Genomic DNA, 22,695 nt, shown 5'->3' on the forward strand with positions numbered 1-22,695 from the left:
AAGAAGGCTTAACTAAATGAGTAGCTTACTGTGACCCTGCTTATAGTTGAATGTGGAAATAATCAGAGGAGATAACAGGCATGAAGAGCAAGTCGAAAGCCACACTGACAGGTGCGGTTATCGGTTTTTCAACTTCGTCAATCGCAGAAATCATTCGATATTCGATTGGCCAACGAGACATGTCCGACCTTGGCTGGGCTGTTGCTATGGTTCTTTATTTCACCGTGATCGGTGCAGTAATTACCACAGGGGCATATACCGCAAAAATTGGGGTGTACTCCAGTAGACGCAATTTAGAAAGCCACGATCATAACTCCACTGCTTCCACAAAAGAAGAACAAGAAAATTAAGATTACTGAAGCGCCCTGGGTTTTGTTCCGTTTTCTATACGGGGCTTAGGGCTTGTGCCTGGGTCATATGGTAGCTGGTTTCGGCTTCGGTCGGGGTCTGGTAGTTCAAGGCTTCATGCAATCGGGTGGTATTCCACCAGTGGACCCAGTTCATCGTTTCGAATTCCACCTCAGTAGCTGACGGCCAAGCGGGCCGAGCATAAATCAATTCGGTCTTATACAAGCCATTAACCGTCTCGGCCAATGCATTATCGTAAGCATCTCCAGCGGTCCCAACCGATGCCGTCAGACCAGCCTTGGCAAGATGTTCGGTATAGCGAATGCTGACATATTGCAAGCCACGGTCGCTGTGATGGACTAACCCATCCAGGGCTTGGTCCTTAGCACTGAGCAGCGCGTGCTCTAACGCTTCCAAGGGCAGCGCATCAGTACGCATCGTCGTGCGGGTCGACCAGCCCACGATCTTACGACTGAAGGCATCCGTGACAAACGCGGTGTAGCAAAACCCGCTGGTGGTGCGCACATAGGTTATATCCGCGACCCACAGCCGGTTGGGTGCTGTGACGCCAAAGTCCCGGTTGACCAAATCTGGCCGCTGATCCGGGACCTTCGCAGCGATGGTGGTGTGGGGTTTTCGTCCTCGCACCACACCGCTGAGTCCCGCCAGGCACATCAGCCGAGCCACTTGGTCACGGCCCACATCCCAGCCAGCACGTCTCATGGCATGCCACATTTTGCCCACCCCATAAACCCCATAATTAGCCTGGTGCAACTCTTTGACCACTGGGATCAGGGCTGCATCCCGACGCGAACGATCACTGGCAGGACGGGCTTTCGCCGCCCGATAGCCACCTGAGGTGATGAACCCACGGTCTGTCGCACCCAAAACACGACAGATGGACTCGACCCCGAAACGATCCCTGAACATCTCAATGTAAGCAATCATCTCGTCGTGGGGCGGTCGAGTTCCGCTGCGAAAAAAGCCCACGCCGTCTTGAGGATCTCATTAGCCCAGCACAGCTCCGCGTTCTCCCGCTTCAGCTTCCGGATTTGCGCTTGGGCATCCGTGGACACCCCTGACTTCTGACCGGTATCCACTTCAGCTTGTTCCACCCAACGACGCAACGTCTCTGTCGCGATACTGAGCTTGGGCGCGGTTTCACGAATCACCACATACCGGCTCGGCGCGTCTTCATCTTCGAGCCGATCAAACACCATGCGCGTGGCACGATCTTTAAACGACTGCGGGTATTTGGTTGGCATAGTTCTATCCTCTCATTTTAGGACGGAACAAAACCCAGGACGGTTCAAGTTCTACCAATCATTGAATCCGATCGAGCTCAGCTAAATCATTTCCCAGCACGGCAGACCCAGAAGGCCATAACAAAAACGAAGACATCTAACAGTTCAAACCCATAAAGCCAGAAAATAACGTAAAGTCGCCACGACACCAGCTTGAACATCAGACCCTGCTACGACGATGCAATCCTTCAAATCTGAACTACGACAATCCATTCATGCTCAACAACATGAGGCACGGCACTTGCCCCGCTCTCGATAAAGAAGATCCTAGGTGGGTAGGTGCATCAAATGCTCGATCACCGCGGCCACCCCGTCATCGTCACAGTCCGCGGTGACCGCATTGGCGGCTGCTTTCAGCTCGGGGTGTCCGGAGCCGACCGCGTACCCGGTGCCGGCCCAGCGAATCATTTCCACATCATTGAGCTGGTCGCCGAAGGCCACGACCTCGTTGGCGTGGACTCCCAGCGAGGTGGCGTAATCGGCCAGGGTCGCGGCTTTATTCACGTCGGCCCGCGAGATCTCCAACAAGGGTTGGCCGGGGGCCGAATGGGTCACGGTCACGGTGGTACCCAGGTGTGCGCGCACCCTGGCCAAGAGCTGGTCGGGTTCCCGGTCGGGAACGCGGACCATGAACTTCAGCACCCCGGGATGCTCGTCCAAGCCGTCAATGGTGCGCGGGTAGTGGTGCAACCCTCCGGGGTGATATCCACTGGGGTCCTCGGGGTGGTCATCTCGAAAGCCGGCCTCTACCACGAAGCCGGTCAGGGTTTCAAATCCACACCGAGCTCCGGGTTCGATCCGGCGGAGCTCCTCGTAGACGGCGACCACACTCGCTACCGGGATCGGGTGGGCCTCCAGCACGGTCTCAGAGCTCAAGTCATAGATCACCGCCCCGTTAGAACAGATCGCCGGCCCGTTCAGAGTCGCGACGAGTCCGGACATCCACCGCATGGGTCGGCCGGTCACAAAGACCACCGGGATGCCGGCTTCTTGGGCGGCCTGAAAGGCAGCGGTGGTGCGCGGGGTGATGACCGACCCACCGGCGGGGTGACGGTAGGAGATGATGGTGCCGTCGAGATCGGAGGCGATCAGGCCCGGCCGGCGCACGGGATGGCCCGTCGCGTCACGCTCGACGGATTCCCCGTGCGGGCTCAGGCCATCCCGGTTCACGGTAAGCCCTGCGGGTCGATGCCGGCAACCTGTAGCGCTGCCAGGAGTTCTGCGGTCTCGGGTGGGTTGGCTCCCGGCCGGGAGCTGGTGATCGCCGAGGCGTGTGCGGCGATGCGCACCGCGTGCTGGGCGGCGCTGGTGGAAAGTCGGTGGATGCCCGCACGATCGCCGAGCACCTGGTGCAACGCCCACAACAATGCGGCGGTGAAGGAATCTCCGGCCCCGACGGTGTCGGCGACCTGTACCGGGACGATCGGCATCTCAAAAATCTCCCCGTCAGCACAACATCCGAGAATGGTGCGGGCGCCTCGGGTGACAATGACGAGTCCCGGCCCGCGGGCCGCCCAATCGCGCAGGGAGTCGGTGATCTCGCGGTGCGGATACAGCCAGGTGAGGTCTTCATCGGAGGCGTGGACGATATCGGTCAAGCCCACGATCTGTTCGGCCCGCTGCCGGTAGGCCTGCCGATCGGGCAAAATGGTGGGCCGGCAGTTGGGGTCGTAGCTGATGGTGGCGTGCTCGCGCACAGCGGTCAGAGCTCTCAGCACCGTGGCGGCTCCAGGTGCTAACACAGTACCGATGGATCCCACGTGAGCGTGATCGAGCTCGGCTCCGCCGGTGGCGGTGGCGAAGTCGGTGACCAAGGTCTCGGGCACCTCCCAGTTCAGGTCGAACTCATAGGAGGCCACTCCGGAGGGGTCGAGGTAGGCCCGGGCCACGGAGGTGGTCTCCACCCGCTCGAGCACCGGTTTCACGCCGTGAGTGCTCACGTGCTGATCGATCAAATCACCGAACTCGTCCCGACCCCAGCGACCGGCAAAAAAGACATCGTGACCCAGTTTGGCCAGCCCGACGGCCACGTTCAGCGGCGATCCGCCCGGAAAGGCTCGTTGTTCGGCGGTATCCGAGATCACCACATCAACGAGTGCTTCACCAATCACGCCCAATTGTTTACTCACGGGGTTAACGCTACCGGAGAAAGTCACGCCGGGTGAGAATGGGCTACAATCGAGCCGATCTGATCACAGCACTCGTGCATAAGGGGAGGCCATGGCCGGCACTTTGAGACAGAAACTCGGACTCACCTGGAGACTCCATGGCGATGGACGGCACATTCGTCCCGGTGAAGTGGTGCTACCAGAAGAGCGGTTGCGCTGGCCGTTGACCATCGGGGTCGGAGTGCAACACGTGATGGCCATGTTCGGTGCGACTGTGCTGGTGCCGACGCTGACCGGGTTTCCGGCGACCACTGCCCTGTTTTTCTCCGCAGTGGGCACAGTGCTGTTTTTGCTCCTGACCGCCGGGCGGGTGCCCAGCTACCTGGGATCCTCCTTTGCCTTCATCGCACCCATTACCGCCGCCACCCAGGCCCATAACATGTATGCCGCCATGGGCGGGGTACTCATCGCCGGGGTCACCTTATTCTTAGTGGGCCTGGTCGTCCATCAGGTCGGTACCGGCTGGATTCACGCGCTCATGCCACCGGTGGTGATGGGCACCATTGTGGCTCTGATCGGTTTGAATCTGGCCGGGTCCACGACCGAGGCCATGGTGGAGGTACCGCTGACGACTTTCGGTACCACCGCGGCGGTGGTAATTGCTGCGGTGTTATTCCGCGGGATGCTGGGGCGACTCTCGATTTTGATCGGCATTGTCACCGGGTATCTCCTGGCCCTGGTCCAGCGGCAGATCGATTTTTCCCCGGTGGAGCAGGCCGACTGGCTGGGGGCGCCACCCTTCCATACCCCGGAATTCCACCTAGACGTGGTGTTCCTGTTTGTTCCGGTGGTGTTCGTGTTGGTGGCCGAGAATATCGGCCACGTGCGCACCGTGGGGCTGATGACCCGGGAGAATCTAGACAGCTACAACGGTCGAGCCCTGATGGCCGACGGGCTCGCCACCACGCTCTCGGGTGCCGGCGGTGGGGTGGGTAATACCACCTACGCCGAAAATATTGGTGTGATGGCCTCCTCGAAGGTGTACTCCACCGCCGCCTACTGGGTGGCGGCCACGGTGGCCTTCGCGCTGGCGTTCTTCCCCAAGTTCGGGGCCCTGATTGCCACCATTCCACCGGGGGTGGCCGCCGGGGCCGGGATCATTCTCTATGGCATGATCGGCATCATGGGAGCCCGGATTTGGGTGCAGAATTCGGTGGACTTCTCCAACACCATTAACCTCATGGCCGCCGGGGCCGGGCTGATCGTGGCCATTGCCGACCCGCAGATTTCGATGGCCGGTGCCCAGTTTGGTGGCATCGCGCTGGGTACTGGCACCACGCTGATCGTCTTCCATCTGATGACGCTGATCGCCAAACTTCGCGATACCGAACCGGTCGAAGACGAGGAATTTTCCCCAGCCGAGCCCGGCCGGCTGGGCTAGGTCCAGCGCTGGGAGGAGGGCCGGCGGCCTTTGGTGACCCCGATGAAGTCTTGAATTAGCGGGGAGTCTAGGTCTCGTCGCCAAGCTAGCCCAACCTGCCAGCCCGGATGCGCCGTGGTGGGCAGGGTCAGCGTTCGTTTGACCCCGAACATGCGTGCCACCGAGGCCGGCAACAGCGTGAAGCCGGTGCCTGTGGCCACGATCTCGATCGCCATGCGCTCCCCGGCGCCGGGAACCTCCGGTGGCTCCAGGGCATCAGGGGCAACCGGTGGAGCGAAGTCGGCAGCGTCCAGGAACCCCTCGGTGAGCTCCTCAGCAGGAATGGGCCCATCGGCCTGCGGGTCCCAGGCGGCCAGCAGGTGATCGAGGCCGACCACAATGACCGGTTCTTCTTCGTATAACGACACCAGGTGCACCTCATCGGGGTCGAGCCCGTGGGCGGTGACCCGCTGGTGCCAGCTGGCATCGCGTCGCCAGCGCAGGTAACCCAACTGTGGAATACCGCGGACCGTGCCGTCCGGGCCCGGTTGTAAAAACAGGGTTTGCGAGGACTCGTCGTGATTGACCAATTGGACTCTGCGCGTCGAGCCATCGGAGGTGAACCGGTGCACCCATTTCGAGGGGGTCGCCCCGGGAATGGTGGACAAAAACAGGGTCTGGGCCACATCGGCAGACTGTAAGGACATGGGTTCAGTTTAAAAGACGGCGGCCCGCCCACAGCTCAGCTGCGCAGAGAGGACAGTGAGGACACGGATCGACCGTAGTCCTCTTTAACGGTGTGCAGGTGGAACCAGGTGGTCATCCGGTGGACCGCATCCAGGGCGCGCAGTCGCTCGAGCCGGGCGAATAGTTCGGGTGGGGAGCCACCGGAGACGGTGGCGATCAGATCATATCCGCCCAGGGTGAGCGCGGTGAATTCGGTCTCGGGACTGTCGGCCAGTGTTGTCAGCACGGAGGATTCATCGCCGCCGAGGTTGAGTCCGACACCGACTTTCACCCGGGCGGAGCCGGCGTCTTGGCGCACCACGGCGCTGATCTTCAGGATCCGGGCCTGCAGCATCCGGTGCACCCGAGCCCGCACCGCGGTTTGGGACAGTCGCACCCGCTCGGCAAGATCGCGGTAACTGGTGCGACCGTCAACGTTCAATTGCTCAATCAGAGCGGCATCGATATCGTCGACGGTGACCTCACCGGTGAAGTGCGAGGCGAAGGTGCCACGAATGACGTCGGTGTAGAGGTTCACCCGCACGGTATCGGCCCCGGGGAGCCCACGAATCCAGCACAGCGTTTCGCGTAGCGCGGTTTGGTCGGTGGCGCGGATCTCGGCCACCAGATCCACCGGCCCCGAAGTCGCTGAGACCAGTGGGATCTCGGGGCGCGCACATAGCCCCTCGGTCAGTCCGGTGAGATCTCCCTGGCCGGTGATCGAGACATGGGCCAGGGCGCGATCGCCGACAAAGGCCGGGTCGGCCGCGGCCACGATGCGCATTTCGCCCGAATCGAGCAGAGCTCGCACCCGTGTCGACACCAAGCTACGGGGGACACCGAGTCGGGTGGCCAGCTGCCGGTAGGTGGCCCGGCCGTCTTCGCGCAAGGCTTGAATCAGGGCGTCGTCGAGGTCGGGGGTCATGACTGGGTGGCAGGATCGTTCCGGGCGCACTGCGACAAACTGCCGGTGTCCCAGTGGCGATAGATCTCGGGGCGACGATCCTGCAGGTACCACGGTCCCTCGGGTCCGGGCTGCGGGCGGGCGGGGACGTGAACCACGACGAGCCCCGGTTCGTCCTGCAGCGCACCAAGCACCGCGCCGTCGGGACCGGCCACTACGCTGCGTCCTTTAAAGTCCCATCCGTCTGCAGTGCCCACGTGATTGGCGTAGGCGACCGTCATCCGGTTTTCGAGCGCTCGGGTCGGAATCACCAGGTGCGGGATCTGCGGAAAATCACCGGCCAAAGCGGTGGGTACCAGCAAAACATCCGCGCCGGCGGCGGCCACCGCCCGGGCCATCTCGGGGAACTCAATGTCGTAGCACACGGCCAACCCCACCTGTCGTCCGTCGAACTCCACCACCGGTGGGGCTTGGGTTCCGGCCTGGAACGCGGCGTTCTCCTCCGGGCCGAAGAGATGAACCTTCTGATAATGCGCGCGCCGGGTGCCGGTGGCGTCCACCAGGGTGGCGGTAATTCCCCGACAGGCGGGGTCTTCATCCCCGGGCAGGCTGTAAACGAGTCCGATGCGATAACGGCGAGCAATGTCTGCCAGCTCACCGTGCGCGAAGGCAACGTCTGCGGGGCTGATCTTGTCGCGGATGCGCTGCGGTGCGTATCCGACCACGAATAATTCCGGGGTGAGTAATAGCGCGGCATCCTGGGCTGCGGCGGTTTCGGCAGCGATCTCCATCAGTGCGAGATTGTGCTCGATCTGTCCTGGCTTAGCGGTCTGCTGGAACACGGCGATGCGCATGGTCCCATTATGCCTACCGACCGCTCTAGTGGTCAGAACCCGATCATCCAACACGCCGAATTCGGCGCAGACGAGCCTCAGGGTGAACACATCGTGCGTGAAATGTCTCTGAACCGGTGCTTTGGTGCGCACTATCGTGAGATATCGTGTCACATCCGCGTTCTAGCACGCGGATCGTACCCGTTTGTCACATTGCTGAGGGCAGAAACTGCGCTTAGTATTCGAGGGAACATATCTATGTCACACATCACACCTGCAGCTGAGGAGACGCTATGGCGACGTCGCACCATTCCGAACCAATCGGCCCCCGTGACTCATCGCAGACCCCGCGCTACGCCGGAGCGGCCAACTTCGCCCTGTTACCCACTCTCGACGAGGTCGGTCACGCCGACATCGCGGTGGCCGGGGTACCCTTCGACACCGGTGTCAGCTACCGTCCCGGCGCCCGCTTTGGGCCCTCACACGTGCGTGAGTCCTCTCGCCTATTGCGTCCGTATAACCCGTCCCAAGATATCTCCCCGTTCGCTGTGGCTCAGGTCGCCGATGCTGGGGACATTGTGGCCAACCCGTTCAATCTCGACGAAGCCGTCGCCCAGGTGGCTGATGGTGCCCGCGAACTGCTCGAGCGCGCCGACCGACTGGTGTGCATTGGTGGCGACCACACCATCGCCTACCCCCTGCTGAAAGTCATGGCCGAGAAACACGGCCCGGTGGCGGTATTGCACGCTGACGCCCACCTGGACACGTGGGATACCTACTTTGGTGCCCCGGTCACCCACGGCACCCCGTTCCGTCGCGCCTCCGAGGAAGGATTCATTGACCTCACCGCGAGCGCACACCTGGGTACGCGTGGACCGCTGTACGGCAAGCACGATCTCGACGACGATGAGAAACTGGGTTTTCAGATCACCGGCAGTGTCTACATCGAAGAACACGGCATCGCTGCAGCAATTGAGCGTCTTCGCGCCCGGTTGGGCGACCGGCCCGTCTATATCTCCATCGATGTCGACGTGATGGACCCGGCCCACGCCCCCGGTACCGGCACGCCGGAGGCCGGCGGAATGACCAGCCGCGAGCTGCTTCGGGTCATCCGCTCGCTTTCTGATCTGAACATCGTGGGCGCCGACGTTGTTGAGGTGGCCCCGGCCTATGACCACGCTCAGCTCACTGGCATCGCTGCCAGCCACGTGGTGTATGAGCTGATCTCCTCCATGAGCATGTCATTGCGCTAAGACAGTGCTCCGCCCGCTGACCGACACTCCGACCACATCCCGAAAGGCTCACCATGAGTTCACCTGCTGAACAGCCTCCGCTGACGATGCTCAGCCCTGATTTCCCGTTTAGCTATGACCATTACTTGGCCCACCCGGCCGGGCTGGGTTCCGTTCCCGAATCGGCCTACGGCACCGAGGTGGCGGTCATTGGCGCCGGGCTTGCCGGCGTGATCACCGCCTACGAGCTGATGAAGATGGGACTCAAGCCCGTCGTCTACGAAGCCGGGGCCATTGGGGGCCGGCTGAAGTCCCAAGCTTTCGACGGTAACGACGACGTCGTCGTGGATTTAGGCGGGATGCGTTTCCCCGTCTCGGGTCGGGCCTTTTACCACTATGTGGACAAGTTGGGGCTGGAAACCCGCGCATTCCCGAACCCTCTGGCCGATGTCACTCCTTCCACTGTAGTGGAGCTGAAAAACCAGACGATCTATGCGGAATCCGCCGAGGATCTTCCCGAGTTCTATCAGCAGGTGGCCCGGGCGTGGAAACGCGCCTTGGTGGAGGACGCCGAGCTCGAAGCCGTACAAACCGCCATCCGGACCCGGGACACCGCCACGCTGAAGCGTCTGTGGAATGAGCTTGTCGCCACGCACGACGACACCTCGTTTTACGGGTTCCTCGCATCCTCCCAGGCGTTTGGTGAGCTGAGCTTCGAACACCTGGAGACCTTTGGCCAGGTCGGCTTCGGATCCGGTGGCTGGGATACCGATTTCACGAACTCGATCCTGGAGGTGTTGCGCGTGGTGTTCACCGATGCCGATGACCAGCACCGTGGTATCGTCGGTGGGGCACAGCGCTTACCACTGGAACTCTGGGAGCACGCCCCCGAAGACCTGGTGTATTGGCCAGTCGGCACCTCCCTGGCGTCTCTGCATGCAGGCACCCCGCGAGGTGCGGTGACCGGCATCCATCAGGCTGAGAATCCAGAACTGTCCGGGGGCATCCGCATCAAGGAGAAGTGGGGTCGCACCCGCGAGTACGCTGCCGCGGTGGTGACCTGCCAGTCCTGGTTGCTCTCCAGCCGGATCGACACCGATGAGTCCCTATTTACCGCCGATATGTGGACCGCCATCGAAAAGAGCCACTACATGCTCTCCTCTAAGACCTTCGTGATGGTGGACCGCCCGTTCTGGCGCGATGTGGACCCGCAAACGGGGCGCCCGGCGATGTCGATGACGCTGACCGACCGGCTCCCCCGCGCGACCTACCTGCTGGATGATGGGCCCGATAAGCCCGCAACGATCCTGCTGTCCTACACCTGGAATGACGACGCGTTAAAGTGGTTGTCTCTGGATGCTTCTGAGCGCACCCGGCTGATGCTACACTCGCTCCACAAGATCTATCCCGGTCTGGATATCGGATCCCACATCGTCGGGGAACCGATCACCGTCTCGTGGGAGGCAGACCCGAGCTTCATGGGCGCGTTCAAGAATAACCTGCCCGGGCATTACCGGTACCAGGAGCGGTTATTCGGCCACTTCATCCAAGACGACCTGGCGGAACACCAGCGCGGGATCTTCCTGGCCGGTGACGATATCTCCTTCACCGCCGGCTGGGCCGAGGGCGCGGTGACCACCGCGTTGAACGCAGTCTGGGGCGTGGCCCGCCACCTCGGCGGAGCCTGCGCCCCCGAGAACCCCGGTCCCGGGGACGTGTGGGACGAGCTCGCTCCGGTGCGCCTGGACCGCATACACAACATCAACACCACTGATAACACTGATATGACTTCGATGGCTTCCGGTTCGGCTCCATCGGGCAACACAAAGGACGGTATCCGATGAGTGAGATGTCGACGTCCACCCCCCACCCCGATGAGACGGCCCAGCCGACCCGTCCCCGGGCCTCCAGCACCTGGTGGTTCCTCCTACCCTCGCTCGTCGGGGTGCTGATCTTCATGGTTCCGGTACCCGACGGCGCCGGTTCCGTGACCATCCCGATCGCTTTTCTCTCCGATTCCCTGACCACCGCCCTCGGTGTTCTCGTGCCGTGGATCGTCGTCGCACTGGTCGCCATATCGGTGATCGGCACGTTGGTCTGGTGGACTGCACGACCCGCCTTCCTGGATAACCACCTGGGTCGCACGCTATTCGACATCGGCTGGATGTGGATGACAGTACGCGTATTGGGCCTCGTGTTCGCGGTGCTCATCGTCCTGCAGCTCGGGCCAGAGCAAGTGTGGGGCGAGAACACCGGTATGGTGATCATGGATCTGGCCACGGTGCTGGTGTCGGTGTTCTTCCTGGCCGGCCTGTTACTACCGCTACTGTTGAACTTCGGATTGCTGGATTTTGTCGGTGCGCTGATGACCCGATTGATGCGCCCGCTCTTCCGGTTGCCCGGTCGTTCCTCGGTGGTCTGCCTGAGCTCGTGGCTCGGAGACGGTTCCATTGGCGTGCTGATGGCCAACCAACAGTACGTGCAGGGGTACTACACCAAGCGCGAAGCCGCGGTATTGGGTACCACCTTCAATATTGTCTCGGTGACCTTTACTGTTGTGATCCTGGAATACCTGGGCCTACAGCACATGTTCCTGCCGTTTTACCTCACCATCGTTGTCGCCGGCCTCGTCGCCGGCGTCGTGATGGTGCGCATCCCACCACTGTCACGAATTTCCGATGACTACGCTGAAGGGGTAACTCCCCAGCCAGAAGAGACAGCTCCTCCACGGCGCGGGCTGTTGCGTCGGGCCTGGAATAGCGGGCTCAAACGGGGCTGTGAGGTGCACTTGGGCTCAGTCGTCCGGCACGGATTCTCCAACGTCTTAGAGATGTGGGTCGTGGTCGTGCCCAGTATCCTCGCGATCGGTACCGCGTCGGTGATGCTTGCCGAACACACCCCGTTGTTCACCTGGTTGGGTGCCCCGTTCATTCCGGTCCTGGACCTCATGCAGGTCCCGGAGGCCGAAGAGGCGTCGGCGACCATGCTGATCGGCTTTGCCGATATGCTCCTGCCGGCAGCGTTCGCGGCTTCGATCGACGCGGAGATGACCCGGTTCATCATTGGCGCCCTGTCAGTCACACAGCTGATCTTCATGTCCGAGGTGGGTGGCATGTTGCTCGCCTCCCGGATCCCGGTGCGCTTCCACCACCTGGTGGCGATTTTCCTGCTACGCACCCTGATCACACTGCCCGTTATCGTCGCGATCGCCCACCTGTTCTACTAATCAACACGATCCAGCGAGCGTGTCATCACCACCCCGGAGGCCACGGTGCTCCGGGGTGGTGATTGCTATCCGGCCTATCGTGGTACTCGATGTGCACCAAGTTCACGCTCGGGCGCTGGACTCCAGCTCTAATAGATACCGTTTCCAGTCCTCTCCCCCGCGATAACCACCGAACCCTCCGGAAGCGGGCACCACACGGTGGCACGGCACCAGAATCGGCAACGGATTACTAGAACAACCCGCACCCACCGCACGAGCTGCACCCCCGGCATCTAGCTGATCACGAATAGTCAGTCACGCCCCGAGGGCACATCCCTTCGGGAGGGTACCGCAGGAATGGTGGAATGGTTAAGGCCGTAATGACCCCGACAAGTTGTGCGGCACATGTGACCACGCAGACGATCGTGTCGGTCAATGCACGGACAGGAGACACCCTGATCCCCGCTCGCGCGGGGAACACCCTCAGAGATTCACGGGCTACCAGTCTCCGTTAGGCTCATCCCCGCTCGCACGGGGAACACCTTTCGTGAGTGTGTTTAGCAGGGGTGTGCGTGGGCTCGTCCCCGCTCGCGCGGGGAACACTGATCCTACGGTGGTCGATAACCGTCGGTGGCGGGCTCATCCCCGCTCGCGCGGGGAACACCCAGATGGTGTAACACCGCCGGCGTATGATCGGGGCTCATCCCCGCTCGCGCGGGGAACACTTTCTCTCGTCATCTCACTTCACTTCTTCTGCGGGCTCATCCCCGCTCGCGCGGGGAACACCTACGTGTCGTCAGTGAGCTGTGCGAGGGCATGGGCTCATCCCCGCTCGCGCGGGGAACACAAGAAGTCAATCCCGAAGAATTCTTGCAGTCTGGGCTCATCCCCGCTCGCGCGGGGAACACTGCCCAGTCCACGAGTTCTCCTTCCAAGGTGTGGGCTCATCCCCGCCCGCGCGGGGAACACTGGGCTGGTAACACCCAGGCCGGGGAAGCACCGGGCTCATCCCCGCTCGCGCGGGGAACACGGATGATGGTGAATCGTCGTGACGGTTTTCCGGGGCTCATCCCCGCTCGCGCGGGGAACACTGCGTCAAGATCGGCCACGACGAGCTCTGAGAGGGCTCATCCCCGCTCGCGCGGGGAACACACTGTTCGGCCCTCTGAGGGCGTTCTAGGGGCGGGCTCATCCCCGCTCGCGCGGGGAACACCACTGCTGGGTGTTCTTATCGAAGGTCCGGGTGGGCTCATCCCCGCTCGCGCGGGGAACACGGATGATGGTGAATCGTCGTGACGGTTTTCCGGGGCTCATCCCCGCTCGCGCGGGGAACACCAAAATCCGACCAAATCAACGCCGTAGACCTTGGGCTCATCCCCGCTCGCGCGGGGAACACGTTGACCGGTATAAAGGACAGGTTCGGGTGTTGGGCTCATCCCCGCTCGCGCGGGGAACACCCACCGGCCCCGGTTGTGGAGTGGGTGACCGGCGGCTCATCCCCGCTCGCGCGGGGAACACTGCCCCAGCGTGTTGTTGTGGTGGTCATGTGTGGGCTCATCCCCGCTCGCGCGGGGAACACTTGAACCGATTGTGTAGTAGCCACAGCGCTACGGGCTCATCCCCGCTCGCGCGGGGAACACGGTCAGGGTGATGGTCACAGCCATGGGGGTGCCGGCTCATCCCCGCTCGCGCGGGGAACACTCCACCCTATCTGCGCTGGAGTCTGCCCTGCAGGGCTCATCCCCGCTCGCGCGGGGAACACACTGGCCTACGCCCCAGGCCACAGCGCCACTGGGGCTCATCCCCGCTCGCGCGGGGAACACTCCTCCCGTGGAATGAGAGCTGGTTGGGTGGTGGGCTCATCCCCGCTCGCGCGGGGAACACCCACCGGCCCCGGTTGTGGAGTGGGTGACCGGCGGCTCATCCCCGCTCGCGCGGGGAACACCACAGGACGAACACCCAAATGTTTAGCCACATCGGCTCATCCCCGCTCGCGCGGGGAACACGTAGGCTAGGTCGCGCCAATAATCAGGGTCGGGGGCTCATCCCCGCTCGCGCGGGGAACACTTTCGGTGAATTGGGGTGATTCAGAAAACGGAAGGCTCATCCCCGCTCGCGCGGGGAACACTTTACGTAGTGTGTTGACATGTGTCCTTTCGTGGGCTCATCCCCGCTCGCGCGGGGAACACATCCTGAAAAAACGTCGTGTGACCTGTTTTCCAGGCTCATCCCCGCTCGCGCGGGGAACACACGGTGAACGGTTTAGGTAGTACTTCGGTTTCGGGCTCATCCCCGCTCGCGCGGGGAACACAGTGTTTATGGTCATTGTGACGCGCGTAACCCGGGCTCATCCCCGCTCGCGCGGGGAACACTGATCTCTGCATGGAATCTGGTAGCCGCCGCTAGGCTCATCCCCGCTCGCGCGGGGAACACATCCACAGTGCTTGGGCTTTGCCGTTGAGTGGGGGCTCATCCCCGCTCGCGCGGGGAACACACTGTTCGGCCCTCTGAGGGCGTTCTAGGGGCGGGCTCATCCCCGCTCGCGCGGGGAACACGTCATTCATGGTGCGTTTTTCCTATCAGCTGTGGGCTCATCCCCGCTCGCGCGGGGAACACGGATGATGGTGAATCGTCGTGACGGTTTTCCGGGGCTCATCCCCGCTCGCGCGGGGAACACTTTCTTGAGTGATGTGATTGCCTCGTCAACGTCGGCTCATCCCCGCTCGCGCGGGGAACACCCCAGTTGTTTGAGTGCGGCGACTTGCATGTCGGGCTCATCCCCGCTCGCGCGGGGAACACTTTTTTCGTCACTGGTCTCATGGTGTGGTCTCGGGCTCATCCCCGCTCGCGCGGGGAACACGATGTTGTTGAGGGTTTGGGCGAGGTGTTGGAGGGCTCATCCCCGCTCGCGCGGGGAACACACAACTAGCACACTTGCCACGAGTGGCAAGCAAGGCTCATCCCCGCTCGCGCGGGGAACACAAGGATGTGACACCTGCTCATACCCGGATTGTGGGCTCATCCCCGCTCGCGCGGGGAACACAGAAGCGGGATCGCACGTGGAAGCAGCAGACAGGGCTCATCCCCGCTCGCGCGGGGAACACTGCGGTCGGGAATTGCCCCTGCTGTTGTGGTTGGGCTCATCCCCGCTCGCGCGGGGAACACTTTCTTGAGTGATGTGATTGCCTCGTCAACGTCGGCTCATCCCCGCTCGCGCGGGGAACACAACAGGTTGGGGTCTTGGAGGACGCTCACACAGGGCTCATCCCCGCTCGCGCGGGGAACACGGTTTCTTGTTTGCTGCACATGTGCACGACTTGGGCTCATCCCCGCTCGCGCGGGGAACACGCTGGCGGGACAATTACAGTTAGGGCAGATTAGGGCTCATCCCCGCTCGCGCGGGGAACACGAGAAAACACAGACAAACTAACCCCCGCTGAAGGGCTCATCCCCGCTCGCGCGGGGAACACGGGTGCAACTTATTGCCGGCAAACTCACCAGTAGGCTCATCCCCGCTCGCGCGGGGAACACCTCGTCCGGGTTAGGGTGATTTACTGGCTTGCGGGCTCATCCCCGCTCGCGCGGGGAACACGTGAGCGTGTGGCCTGGTCCGCCGAGAACGTCGGGCTCATCCCCGCTCGCGCGGGGAACACACACCCAGCGAAGTAAACGACTTTATCAGCGAGGGCTCATCCCCGCTCGCGCGGGGAACACGCTGGCGGGACAATTACAGTTAGGGCAGATTAGGGCTCATCCCCGCTCGCGCGGGGAACACCCACCCGAGTGTTTCCGGTGGCTTGTTTGCTAGGGCTCATCCCCGCTCGCGCGGGGAACACGCCCGACGATTTGGGGAAGGTGTTGGTTCATGCGGCTCATCCCCGCTCGCGCGGGGAACACGAACCTGCTGAAACTCGCCCATGGTCAGAAAAGGGCTCATCCCCGCTCGCGCGGGGAACACCGGTGTGCTGGTTCGGTTGTTCCGTCATGATTGGGCTCATCCCCGCTCGCGCGGGGAACACTGGTTTCGAGTTCGCGCTTGCTTGCTTCGAGTGGGCTCATCCCCGCTCGCGCGGGGAACACGGCAACGGCATGTTGTCCTCCTTCCCCTGGGTGGGCTCATCCCCGCTCGCGCGGGGAACACGCGGTGGCATTCCCTGATTTCGTGGGCTAGTCGGGCTCATCCCCGCTCGCGCGGGGAACACCACCTGATCCGAAAACAACTACCAAACACCTAGGGCTCATCCCCGCTCGCGCGGGGAACACCTCCCGTTTTTGACGACATTCATGGACGGGTAGGGCTCATCCCCGCTCGCGCGGGGAACACATCCTGTGTCACCGTGACCTTTTCAGACGACAGGGCTCATCCCCGCTCGCGCGGGGAACACCACTGGGAACTACCGGTGCTTGTCCCCAAAACTGGCTCATCCCCGCTCGCGCGGGGAACACTGGTGTCCCACCCTGCTGGCTTGGTGTCCTTGGGGCTCATCCCCGCTCGCGCGGGGAACACGTGCCACTCGTCGACCACCCCGACACGGCATGGGGCTCATCCCCGCTCGCGCGGGGAACACGAGGAAGTCCCAATCACCGGTCGCTTTCAGCTGGGCTCATCCCCGCTCGCGCGGGGAACACCAGCATGGTGGCCTGGTTTTCATGATCGACCGCGGCTCATCCCCGCTCGCGCGGGGAACACCGCCCTAGCGCGTTGATTGTTGGTGCCCCGTAGGGCTCATCCCCGCTCGCGCGGGGAACACGCTGAAGTTGCCGAAAAAATGCGGCATCACGCGGGCTCATCCCCGCTCGCGCGGGGAACACGATACCGCCGGCTTATGACAGGTTAGCGAATAAGGCTCATCCCCGCTCGCGCGGGGAACACAACGGGGACGCAACATTCTACCGGGTGACCGTGGGCTCATCCCCGCTCGCGCGGGGAACACTTTTATTGTTTCCTCTCTATGTGTGGTGGGGGGGCTCATCCCCGCTCGCGCGGGGAACACTCCACCACACCACCACGCGGTAACAGTCTCGCGGGCTCATCCCCGCTCGCGCGGGGAACACGGTGTCGCTGATCCCGCCGTCGTCGTCGAAGCGGGCTCATCCCCGCTCGCGCGGGGAACACTACTCGGACTACCAGACGGATATATCAGCGACGGGCTCATCCCCGCTCGCGCGGGGAACACTGTGCCCGTTGGTGTTGTAGAACCACTGGCTGAGGCTCATCCCCGCTCGCGCGGGGAACACCAGCGTGGGACTTGTGTTGGACACGAAAAGACGGGCTCATCCCCGCTCGCGCGGGGAACACGCGATCACCTCCTCACATATTCGGGCTGGCGCGGGCTCATCCCCGCTCGCGCGGGGAACACGATGGTCAAGTCGAATCGATCCAATACGAAGCAGGCTCATCCCCGCTCGCGCGGGGAACACGACATAAATAAACTTGACGACCTGGTAAAGGGGGGCTCATCCCCGCTCGCGCGGGGAACACCGCTAACCCAACCTCAGCACACGAAGTGATCAGGGCTCATCCCCGCTCGCGCGGGGAACACTCATGAGTCCCCCTGCTGTTGGTGTTCGAGCCGGGCTCATCCCCGCTCGCGCGGGGAACACTTCACCTTCGACCCGGTGCTAGCTAACTCTTCGGGCTCATCCCCGCTCGCGCGGGGAACACACGAGAATATCGGTCACCCTGGTACGAAAACTGGGCTCATCCCCGCTCGCGCGGGGAACACGCGCCTGCACTTATGCGCACGGTCTTCGGCCTGGGCTCATCCCCGCTCGCGCGGGGAACACGTAGGCCAGGAGGTCGTGGAGGTTGTAGTGTTGGGCTCATCCCCGCTCGCGCGGGGAACACACGACAGCCCAGCGTTCAAGCCACCACGCCCCGGGCTCATCCCCGCTCGCGCGGGGAACACCCACAGCGTCTTCCGGGTATGCTTCGAGCACGGGGCTCATCCCCGCTCGCGCGGGGAACACGACCACACGCTCACAATACCTGTCAGCGAATGGGGCTCATCCCCGCTCGCGCGGGGAACACGTGTGCGAGGATTTCGAGTCCGATCTTGTGGAGGGCTCATCCCCGCTCGCGCGGGGAACACCGCACCAGCCACCAGGCATCGCATCAGAGTACGGGCTCATCCCCGCTCGCGCGGGGAACACGTGACACCGCGTGCTGTCATGAGGTTTTGGATGGGCTCATCCCCGCTCGCGCGGGGAACACAACTCCCCTACTGTTTCATCATGCGCGACACTCGGCTCATCCCCGCTCGCGCGGGGAACACGGCCATGTGATTAATGTTTGGTCGTATGGCATGGGCTCATCCCCGCTCGCGCGGGGAACACCTAGACCGAGACATCAGGAACCTGTACGCACGGGGCTCATCCCCGCTCGCGCGGGGAACACTCGTTCACTTGCAGGGCACGGTCCGGCGTGGTGGGCTCATCCCCGCTCGCGCGGGGAACACTCGAGTGGAGCAACATGGTTGAGCGCCGTAATGGGCTCATCCCCGCTCGCGCGGGGAACACGACACGTGGCTCGGAGATTTTGCCCCATATGCGGGCTCATCCCCGCTCGCGCGGGGAACACCATGGATGGATATCAATTCTTCAAGACGATAAGGGCTCATCCCCGCTCGCGCGGGGAACACGGTTGTGTCTATCCGGCGCCGTAACAAGTGGAGGGCTCATCCCCGCTCGCGCGGGGAACACACTTCCTGACTAGGAAGAACTCCGTCTTCATAGCACAGATGCATTCACTTTACTCAAATTCTTTACGCCATGCAGGCCGTTTTGCTTTCTCACTCATTCTCGCAATACTCCATGATCTCTTCTCCGATCCTGTAATCTCATAAGTCTTGGGACGCTTCACGAGTTTCACCCCGTCGAAGTCCTTGACCTGCCAAGGATGACCGTGCAGCTTGAAGGCTAACTTTTGTTCTCCATCCGAGCTATGAACGAGTATCGCCTTACCTGTCCCAACGTGTTCAGTCACCCGCTCCCAGAGTTTTTCTCGCACCCTACGAGATGGGTTGCCCACATACACGCCCGGGCTAATCTCCAAAAGCCACTTGGTGATATCTCCACGTAATGACGTCGGCGCGGCCGTCAGAACAAGCACCATCATCCGGGGCTCCCATAATTAAGACCACCTGCGACCTTACGGTCAGAAATACCAGCCCAGAGCGACAAATTATCGTCCTGCATCCACTGCATATCACCTACTTCCTCTTCGAGAAGATAGGCAATATCCCGGGCGCAGCGTTCAAGCAGACGGTGAGAAACCACTGCGTTACGAATTTCTCGTCTCACGTCACCCGTGAGGTCGGCTCCTTGTCTTGAGGCAACTTCGAAGGCAATCGGAACAACGATGTCAGTTTTGTACAGATCAGCAATGTCGTACACGAACGAACGGTCATTTCCATTGTGCACAAACCCTAGACCAGGCGAGCACCCAAGCGCCACGATGACAGAATGTACTATTCCGTACATGCAGCTATTGCCAGCTGTCAGCGCTTTATTCAAATCATCCGAAGCATCAAAATCTTCCGGATCAAAAGACCGCCTTTCCCAGGACATATCGAATCGACTCGCATGCCATCGATAAGCAGAGCGTACACGAGCTCCTTCCCGCCCTCTGAGCTGTTGCATCGTTAATGAAGACACGTTTTCGCCCGGAAACCGCATGTCATACATTTTTCGGGCAACTGCAAGACGAGTTCGGCTATTTGAGACTAGTTTTGCCTGTTTCTCAAGAAGTCTGGTGGAACGGGCTAACGAACGGCCATTCGCATAGTAACGGACGCCGTTCTCCCCAACCCAGACGACGCTAACACCGCTATCTCCGAGTAGCGCCATGGCCGCATAGGACACCCGAGTTCCGGGGCCCAGCATCAAGACGCCTAAAGATGCAGCAGGAAGATGCACCACTCCTGCATTGTCCGTCGCCGTAATAGCATTTGCATCGCGGTGCACGACACAACGCTCAAGATAAATGAATGACAAGCGGTCCGACACGCGTGCAACATCGGACGCTTCTAACTTTTTCTTACTAACTGAGGCCATTCGGCTCAATTCGTCGCAGAGTCAACAGACCTCCCCCATAGGCACGGCCACGACCGATACCTTGGACAAGAACTTCGCGCAATTCACCCGCGTCTTCTACGGTCAACGATCCATCGAACTGAACGAGACGCAGAGTAATACGTTGGCGAGCGCGATTCGTCCCGGATACTCGAGACTTTGCAAAACGGTGGTCCAGCCGTTCCGTAACCGCAAGGTCCGGTATCTCACCTGCGCTGTCTTGGACATTCAGTGAGAAACCATGCTTGTGTGCGCGCTCCAGTAGCCAACGTTTCTGATGCTCAACGCCAACGTGTGGCACGATCTTGCCACGCGTGCCTTCACCTCGGCTCAGCGCTTTAACTGGGTTTGCGACCAACCGAAAAGCCCATTTTTGTCCGTTATCCAACTTGCTTAGAAAAGTTGAATAGTCTGCTGTATCCCATTCCTGACCATCCCATCCTGCTTGCTCCACGATGTGTCTCATATCTGGCTTAATGGGACTAACCACGTAAAGCGTTTGTCGGTATCTGTCTTTGTCAAGACGCCATAGCACCCTTCCTGTGGACTTATCGATGCCGTCAGGCGGAAAACAACCTTCTACAGCAGCGTGCATTGCTTGACGGTTGGTGAGAAAGAGCCTTCCCCCTCGAGTCCGCGGGTTAATGTAGATTCTGCTCAAAAACGTCATGCGTCGATCACCGCTTCCCAAAAGGGATCCTTTAGAACTGTCCCAAATTCATTTTCGACATTAACGGGTTCCGGCGAAGTCACGGTCCTCCAACGATAGTCTCGGAAAGTCTGGTCGAAACTGACCGGAATATCTCGCACTCGTTCTTCAACGATCTCGCTCTGCAACGCATCACGGTAGAGAGGAAGTTCCACGGTTTTCGGCCGGGTTTTCTTATGACGCTGTGAGGCCATCCAAGGCTGAGACCGGAGAACTTCTTCGACGTCGCCATCCCGTATACCAATAACCAAGTCAGGAGAAACTGGACAATTCCGCCTTCCCAGATACAGCGGGAAAACCGGAGCACGAACAGCATCTTCTAGACTTCTGAGAACCTGTTCCTCCCCACCAATAGAAACTACGAACAAGGCGTCAGCAAGGTAATAACGCTGGGACAGTCTCGCATTACTTTGCTTATTCCAATCGATTGCGGTTTGGTAGTCCCGAAGTAGCGAACCAGGCTGGTCCACCCGTACTCCGAAATCCAGAGCCACTAAATCCTCTAACGAATCTGACCTTCGCCGTCCTTGCGCGGCAGCAAGTAGCCCCAGCGTTCCTGATTTAGTCGGCACGTGGTGAGTCTGTCTGATTCCATATCTACTGTCTGCGCCCCATGATTGGAGAGGGCCTTTGAACTGTAATAACAAACACTTACTCATAGATAAGCATCCAATTCGAAACGCACGTTGCCGACCAATTCTGAAAGAGTCGACAATTCACCGAGTTGAGTAGCGGTCTCCGCGATCGAGCGAGCGGCGAGCACCCAAGATTTAATTGGGGACATCCCATACATTTCTTCCAGACCACGTTCTTCGTCGACCAGCCGGCGAACAGTCTCGTGTCGACGTCCTCCGTCTGCGTCCCCCAGCACGGGTTCTTCAAATGCGTTCACGTAAGACACCGGGCGGTCATTTCGAAGTGACACCACCACCAGCTCGGGAAGAGTCTGATTTGCGAAGGTGTTGATTTTCCCGGAAGGCAGCGATTGAATAAACGCCTGGATAAATGCTTCAACAGCCGCTTTCGTGACCTCTGCGTCACCAAGGTTTGCAAGCAAACTATCCACGGAAACGGTGGCATATCGATAGAGAGTTGAGGACATCATTTGCACGGTGCCGATCATGCCAGCCCCGGTCTCCTCCGCATCTTCGACCTCATCATCCACCGCAGTAAAGTAATCAAACTCCGGTTCCGAGGGTCCAACGCCTATGGCATGTGCCACCTGGACTGCTGCGTCTACGTTATACGCTGGCTCATCTGCAATCATGCGACCAAACATAGCGATATCAACAGAGTGGTCCTGATCAAGTAGCGGGTCCACCACTTTCTTGGTCCATTTTTGATCGGGGTCTTCCAAAATTGCGCGAGCAACGTTCGTGATCTGCTGGTCGCTCAAGAAGATCAAGTATCGACTTTGCGGAAGCTCTGTTAAATCTTCTTTATCTGTTTCTGATTTTTTATCTTTCTTTTCTACAGTAATTTTTCCAGCTTTGAGAATCGCCTCTGCAATTTCTCCGATGCGTTCGGCAGACCAGTCAGATTCATCCAAGCCACGTTCTACGACAAGCTCCTGTGTTCGAACGACAATCTTGCTGATCACTCTCTTGGTACGAACTCCGAGTTGGTCCTGAGGCAGCCGTTCCTTGAAATCTTTTCGAATTGCCCGCTTCCAAGCTTGCGAAGACACTCGATGCCGGGGAACACCTCCGAAGGTGGCTGTCTTTGGAGCGCCTGTCTCGTCCCTGTTGATATTGCTCGGTGGCACAGTCTGAATTGTATGAAGATCAATGTAAAGTGTCATTTCAAACCTTTCATAAGATAGGAGTAGTTAGT

The 22,695-nt window shown here is 60.7% G+C and carries 17 protein-coding genes and 1 CRISPR repeat array; of the genes, 5 read left to right on the forward strand and 12 right to left on the reverse strand.

The window, feature by feature from the left end:
* Positions 1-80 precede the first annotated feature (80 nt).
* Entirely contained in the window at positions 81-350 is a 270-nt protein-coding gene (locus QDX22_RS07980; protein WP_110101492.1) for a hypothetical protein, read from the forward strand.
* Between the two features lie 34 nt (positions 351-384).
* Here QDX22_RS07980 and QDX22_RS07985 read toward each other — a convergent pair.
* The 3 genes from QDX22_RS07985 to QDX22_RS07995 all read right to left on the reverse strand — a co-directional run bounded on the left by QDX22_RS07985 (position 385) and on the right by QDX22_RS07995 (position 3,781).
* A protein-coding gene (locus QDX22_RS07985; RefSeq protein ID WP_279723915.1) for an IS3 family transposase occupies positions 385-1,613 on the reverse strand; the annotation gives its coding sequence in 2 pieces (ribosomal slippage) (positions 385-1,337 and positions 1,337-1,613; 1,230 coding nt in all).
* A 306-nt stretch (positions 1,614-1,919) separates the two neighbouring features.
* Entirely contained in the window at positions 1,920-2,822 is a 903-nt protein-coding gene (locus tag QDX22_RS07990; protein ID WP_233488056.1) for a Cof-type HAD-IIB family hydrolase, read from the reverse strand.
* A complete protein-coding gene (locus tag QDX22_RS07995; protein ID WP_233242979.1) occupies positions 2,819-3,781 on the reverse strand; it encodes a carbohydrate kinase family protein in 963 nt (320 codons plus the stop codon). The genes QDX22_RS07990 and QDX22_RS07995 overlap by 4 nt, the downstream gene beginning before the upstream one ends.
* A gap of 91 nt (positions 3,782-3,872) precedes the next feature.
* On the opposite strand from QDX22_RS07995, the gene QDX22_RS08000 reads away from it, so the two are divergent.
* Positions 3,873-5,201, forward strand: a complete 1,329-nt coding sequence (locus tag QDX22_RS08000) for a uracil-xanthine permease family protein (protein WP_110101490.1) — start codon at positions 3,873-3,875, stop codon at positions 5,199-5,201.
* On the opposite strand, the gene QDX22_RS08005 is transcribed toward QDX22_RS08000, so the two are convergent.
* The 3 genes from QDX22_RS08005 to QDX22_RS08015 are packed head-to-tail and all read right to left on the reverse strand — an operon-like array spanning position 5,198 to position 7,664.
* Positions 5,198-5,887, reverse strand: a complete 690-nt coding sequence (locus tag QDX22_RS08005) for a LysR family transcriptional regulator substrate-binding protein (protein WP_122549470.1) — start codon at positions 5,885-5,887, stop codon at positions 5,198-5,200. The two genes, QDX22_RS08000 and QDX22_RS08005, sit on opposite strands and share 4 nt — an antisense overlap.
* A 35-nt stretch (positions 5,888-5,922) precedes the next feature.
* Positions 5,923-6,831, reverse strand: a complete 909-nt coding sequence (locus QDX22_RS08010; RefSeq protein ID WP_110101489.1) for an Lrp/AsnC family transcriptional regulator — start codon at positions 6,829-6,831, stop codon at positions 5,923-5,925.
* Positions 6,828-7,664 carry a nitrilase-related carbon-nitrogen hydrolase gene (locus QDX22_RS08015; protein ID WP_122549482.1) on the reverse strand — a complete coding sequence of 279 codons (837 nt, stop codon included), beginning with the start codon at positions 7,662-7,664 and terminating at the stop codon, positions 6,828-6,830. The genes QDX22_RS08010 and QDX22_RS08015 overlap by 4 nt, the downstream gene beginning before the upstream one ends.
* Before the next feature lie 272 nt (positions 7,665-7,936).
* Here QDX22_RS08015 and speB point away from each other — a divergent pair, with 272 nt between their 5' ends.
* Genes speB through QDX22_RS08030 form a run of 3 tightly spaced genes read left to right on the forward strand, consistent with a single transcriptional unit; the run spans position 7,937 to position 12,101 of the window.
* Positions 7,937-8,896 (forward strand): agmatinase, encoded by a 960-nt coding sequence (speB, locus tag QDX22_RS08020; RefSeq protein ID WP_110099227.1) that lies wholly within the window; start codon positions 7,937-7,939, stop codon positions 8,894-8,896.
* A gap of 53 nt (positions 8,897-8,949) precedes the next feature.
* A complete protein-coding gene (locus QDX22_RS08025) occupies positions 8,950-10,719 on the forward strand; it encodes a flavin monoamine oxidase family protein (RefSeq protein WP_279717737.1) in 1,770 nt (589 codons plus the stop codon).
* Positions 10,716-12,101: a YjiH family protein gene (locus QDX22_RS08030; protein ID WP_243857794.1), complete on the forward strand. Its 1,386-nt coding sequence runs from the start codon at positions 10,716-10,718 to the stop codon at positions 12,099-12,101. Before QDX22_RS08025 ends, QDX22_RS08030 begins: the two co-directional genes overlap by 4 nt.
* 102 nt (positions 12,102-12,203) lie before the next feature.
* Here QDX22_RS08030 and QDX22_RS08035 read toward each other — a convergent pair whose 3' ends face one another.
* The 6 genes from QDX22_RS08035 to cas7e form a co-directional block, all read right to left on the reverse strand.
* Positions 12,204-12,395, reverse strand: a complete 192-nt coding sequence (locus tag QDX22_RS08035) for a methylated-DNA--[protein]-cysteine S-methyltransferase (RefSeq protein ID WP_110101486.1) — start codon at positions 12,393-12,395, stop codon at positions 12,204-12,206.
* A 137-nt stretch (positions 12,396-12,532) separates the two neighbouring features.
* Positions 12,533-18,782: a CRISPR direct-repeat array (repeat unit 29 nt; unit sequence GGGCTCATCCCCGCTCGCGCGGGGAACAC).
* Positions 18,783-18,831: 49 nt separating this feature from the next.
* Positions 18,832-19,197 carry a type I-E CRISPR-associated endoribonuclease Cas2e gene (cas2e, locus tag QDX22_RS08040; RefSeq protein WP_110101485.1) on the reverse strand — a complete coding sequence of 122 codons (366 nt, stop codon included), beginning with the start codon at positions 19,195-19,197 and terminating at the stop codon, positions 18,832-18,834.
* Positions 19,194-20,135: a type I-E CRISPR-associated endonuclease Cas1e gene (gene cas1e, locus QDX22_RS08045; protein WP_110101484.1), complete on the reverse strand. Its 942-nt coding sequence runs from the start codon at positions 20,133-20,135 to the stop codon at positions 19,194-19,196. Before cas1e ends, cas2e begins: the two co-directional genes overlap by 4 nt.
* Positions 20,122-20,823, reverse strand: a complete 702-nt coding sequence (cas6e, locus tag QDX22_RS08050; RefSeq protein ID WP_110101483.1) for a type I-E CRISPR-associated protein Cas6/Cse3/CasE — start codon at positions 20,821-20,823, stop codon at positions 20,122-20,124. Before cas6e ends, cas1e begins: the two co-directional genes overlap by 14 nt.
* Positions 20,820-21,521, reverse strand: coding sequence for a type I-E CRISPR-associated protein Cas5/CasD (gene cas5e / locus QDX22_RS08055; protein WP_110101482.1), 702 nt, complete (start codon positions 21,519-21,521; stop codon positions 20,820-20,822). Before cas5e ends, cas6e begins: the two co-directional genes overlap by 4 nt.
* Entirely contained in the window at positions 21,518-22,663 is a 1,146-nt protein-coding gene (gene cas7e, locus QDX22_RS08060) for a type I-E CRISPR-associated protein Cas7/Cse4/CasC (RefSeq protein WP_110101481.1), read from the reverse strand. Before cas7e ends, cas5e begins: the two co-directional genes overlap by 4 nt.
* Positions 22,664-22,695: the final 32 nt, after the last annotated feature.

The sequence above is a fragment of the Auritidibacter ignavus genome (assembly GCF_029853775.1).
Taxonomy (GTDB): Bacteria; Actinomycetota; Actinomycetes; order Actinomycetales; family Micrococcaceae; genus Auritidibacter; species Auritidibacter ignavus.

Coding starts and splice junctions, on each gene's coding strand:
- cas7e (WP_110101481.1), bottom strand. CDS start 22,663: ATGACACTTTACATTGATCTTCATACAATTCAGACTGTGCCACCGAGC.
- cas5e (WP_110101482.1), bottom strand. CDS start 21,521: ATGAGTAAGTGTTTGTTATTACAGTTCAAAGGCCCTCTCCAATCATGG.
- QDX22_RS08015 (WP_122549482.1), bottom strand. CDS start 7,664: ATGCGCATCGCCGTGTTCCAGCAGACCGCTAAGCCAGGACAGATCGAG.
- QDX22_RS07980 (WP_110101492.1), top strand. CDS start 81: ATGAAGAGCAAGTCGAAAGCCACACTGACAGGTGCGGTTATCGGTTTT.
- QDX22_RS08000 (WP_110101490.1), top strand. CDS start 3,873: ATGGCCGGCACTTTGAGACAGAAACTCGGACTCACCTGGAGACTCCAT.
- cas6e (WP_110101483.1), bottom strand. CDS start 20,823: ATGACGTTTTTGAGCAGAATCTACATTAACCCGCGGACTCGAGGGGGA.
- QDX22_RS08025 (WP_279717737.1), top strand. CDS start 8,950: ATGAGTTCACCTGCTGAACAGCCTCCGCTGACGATGCTCAGCCCTGAT.
- cas2e (WP_110101485.1), bottom strand. CDS start 19,197: ATGATGGTGCTTGTTCTGACGGCCGCGCCGACGTCATTACGTGGAGAT.
- QDX22_RS08010 (WP_110101489.1), bottom strand. CDS start 6,831: ATGACCCCCGACCTCGACGACGCCCTGATTCAAGCCTTGCGCGAAGAC.
- speB (WP_110099227.1), top strand. CDS start 7,937: ATGGCGACGTCGCACCATTCCGAACCAATCGGCCCCCGTGACTCATCG.
- QDX22_RS08030 (WP_243857794.1), top strand. CDS start 10,716: ATGAGTGAGATGTCGACGTCCACCCCCCACCCCGATGAGACGGCCCAG.
- cas1e (WP_110101484.1), bottom strand. CDS start 20,135: ATGGCCTCAGTTAGTAAGAAAAAGTTAGAAGCGTCCGATGTTGCACGC.
- QDX22_RS08005 (WP_122549470.1), bottom strand. CDS start 5,887: ATGTCCTTACAGTCTGCCGATGTGGCCCAGACCCTGTTTTTGTCCACC.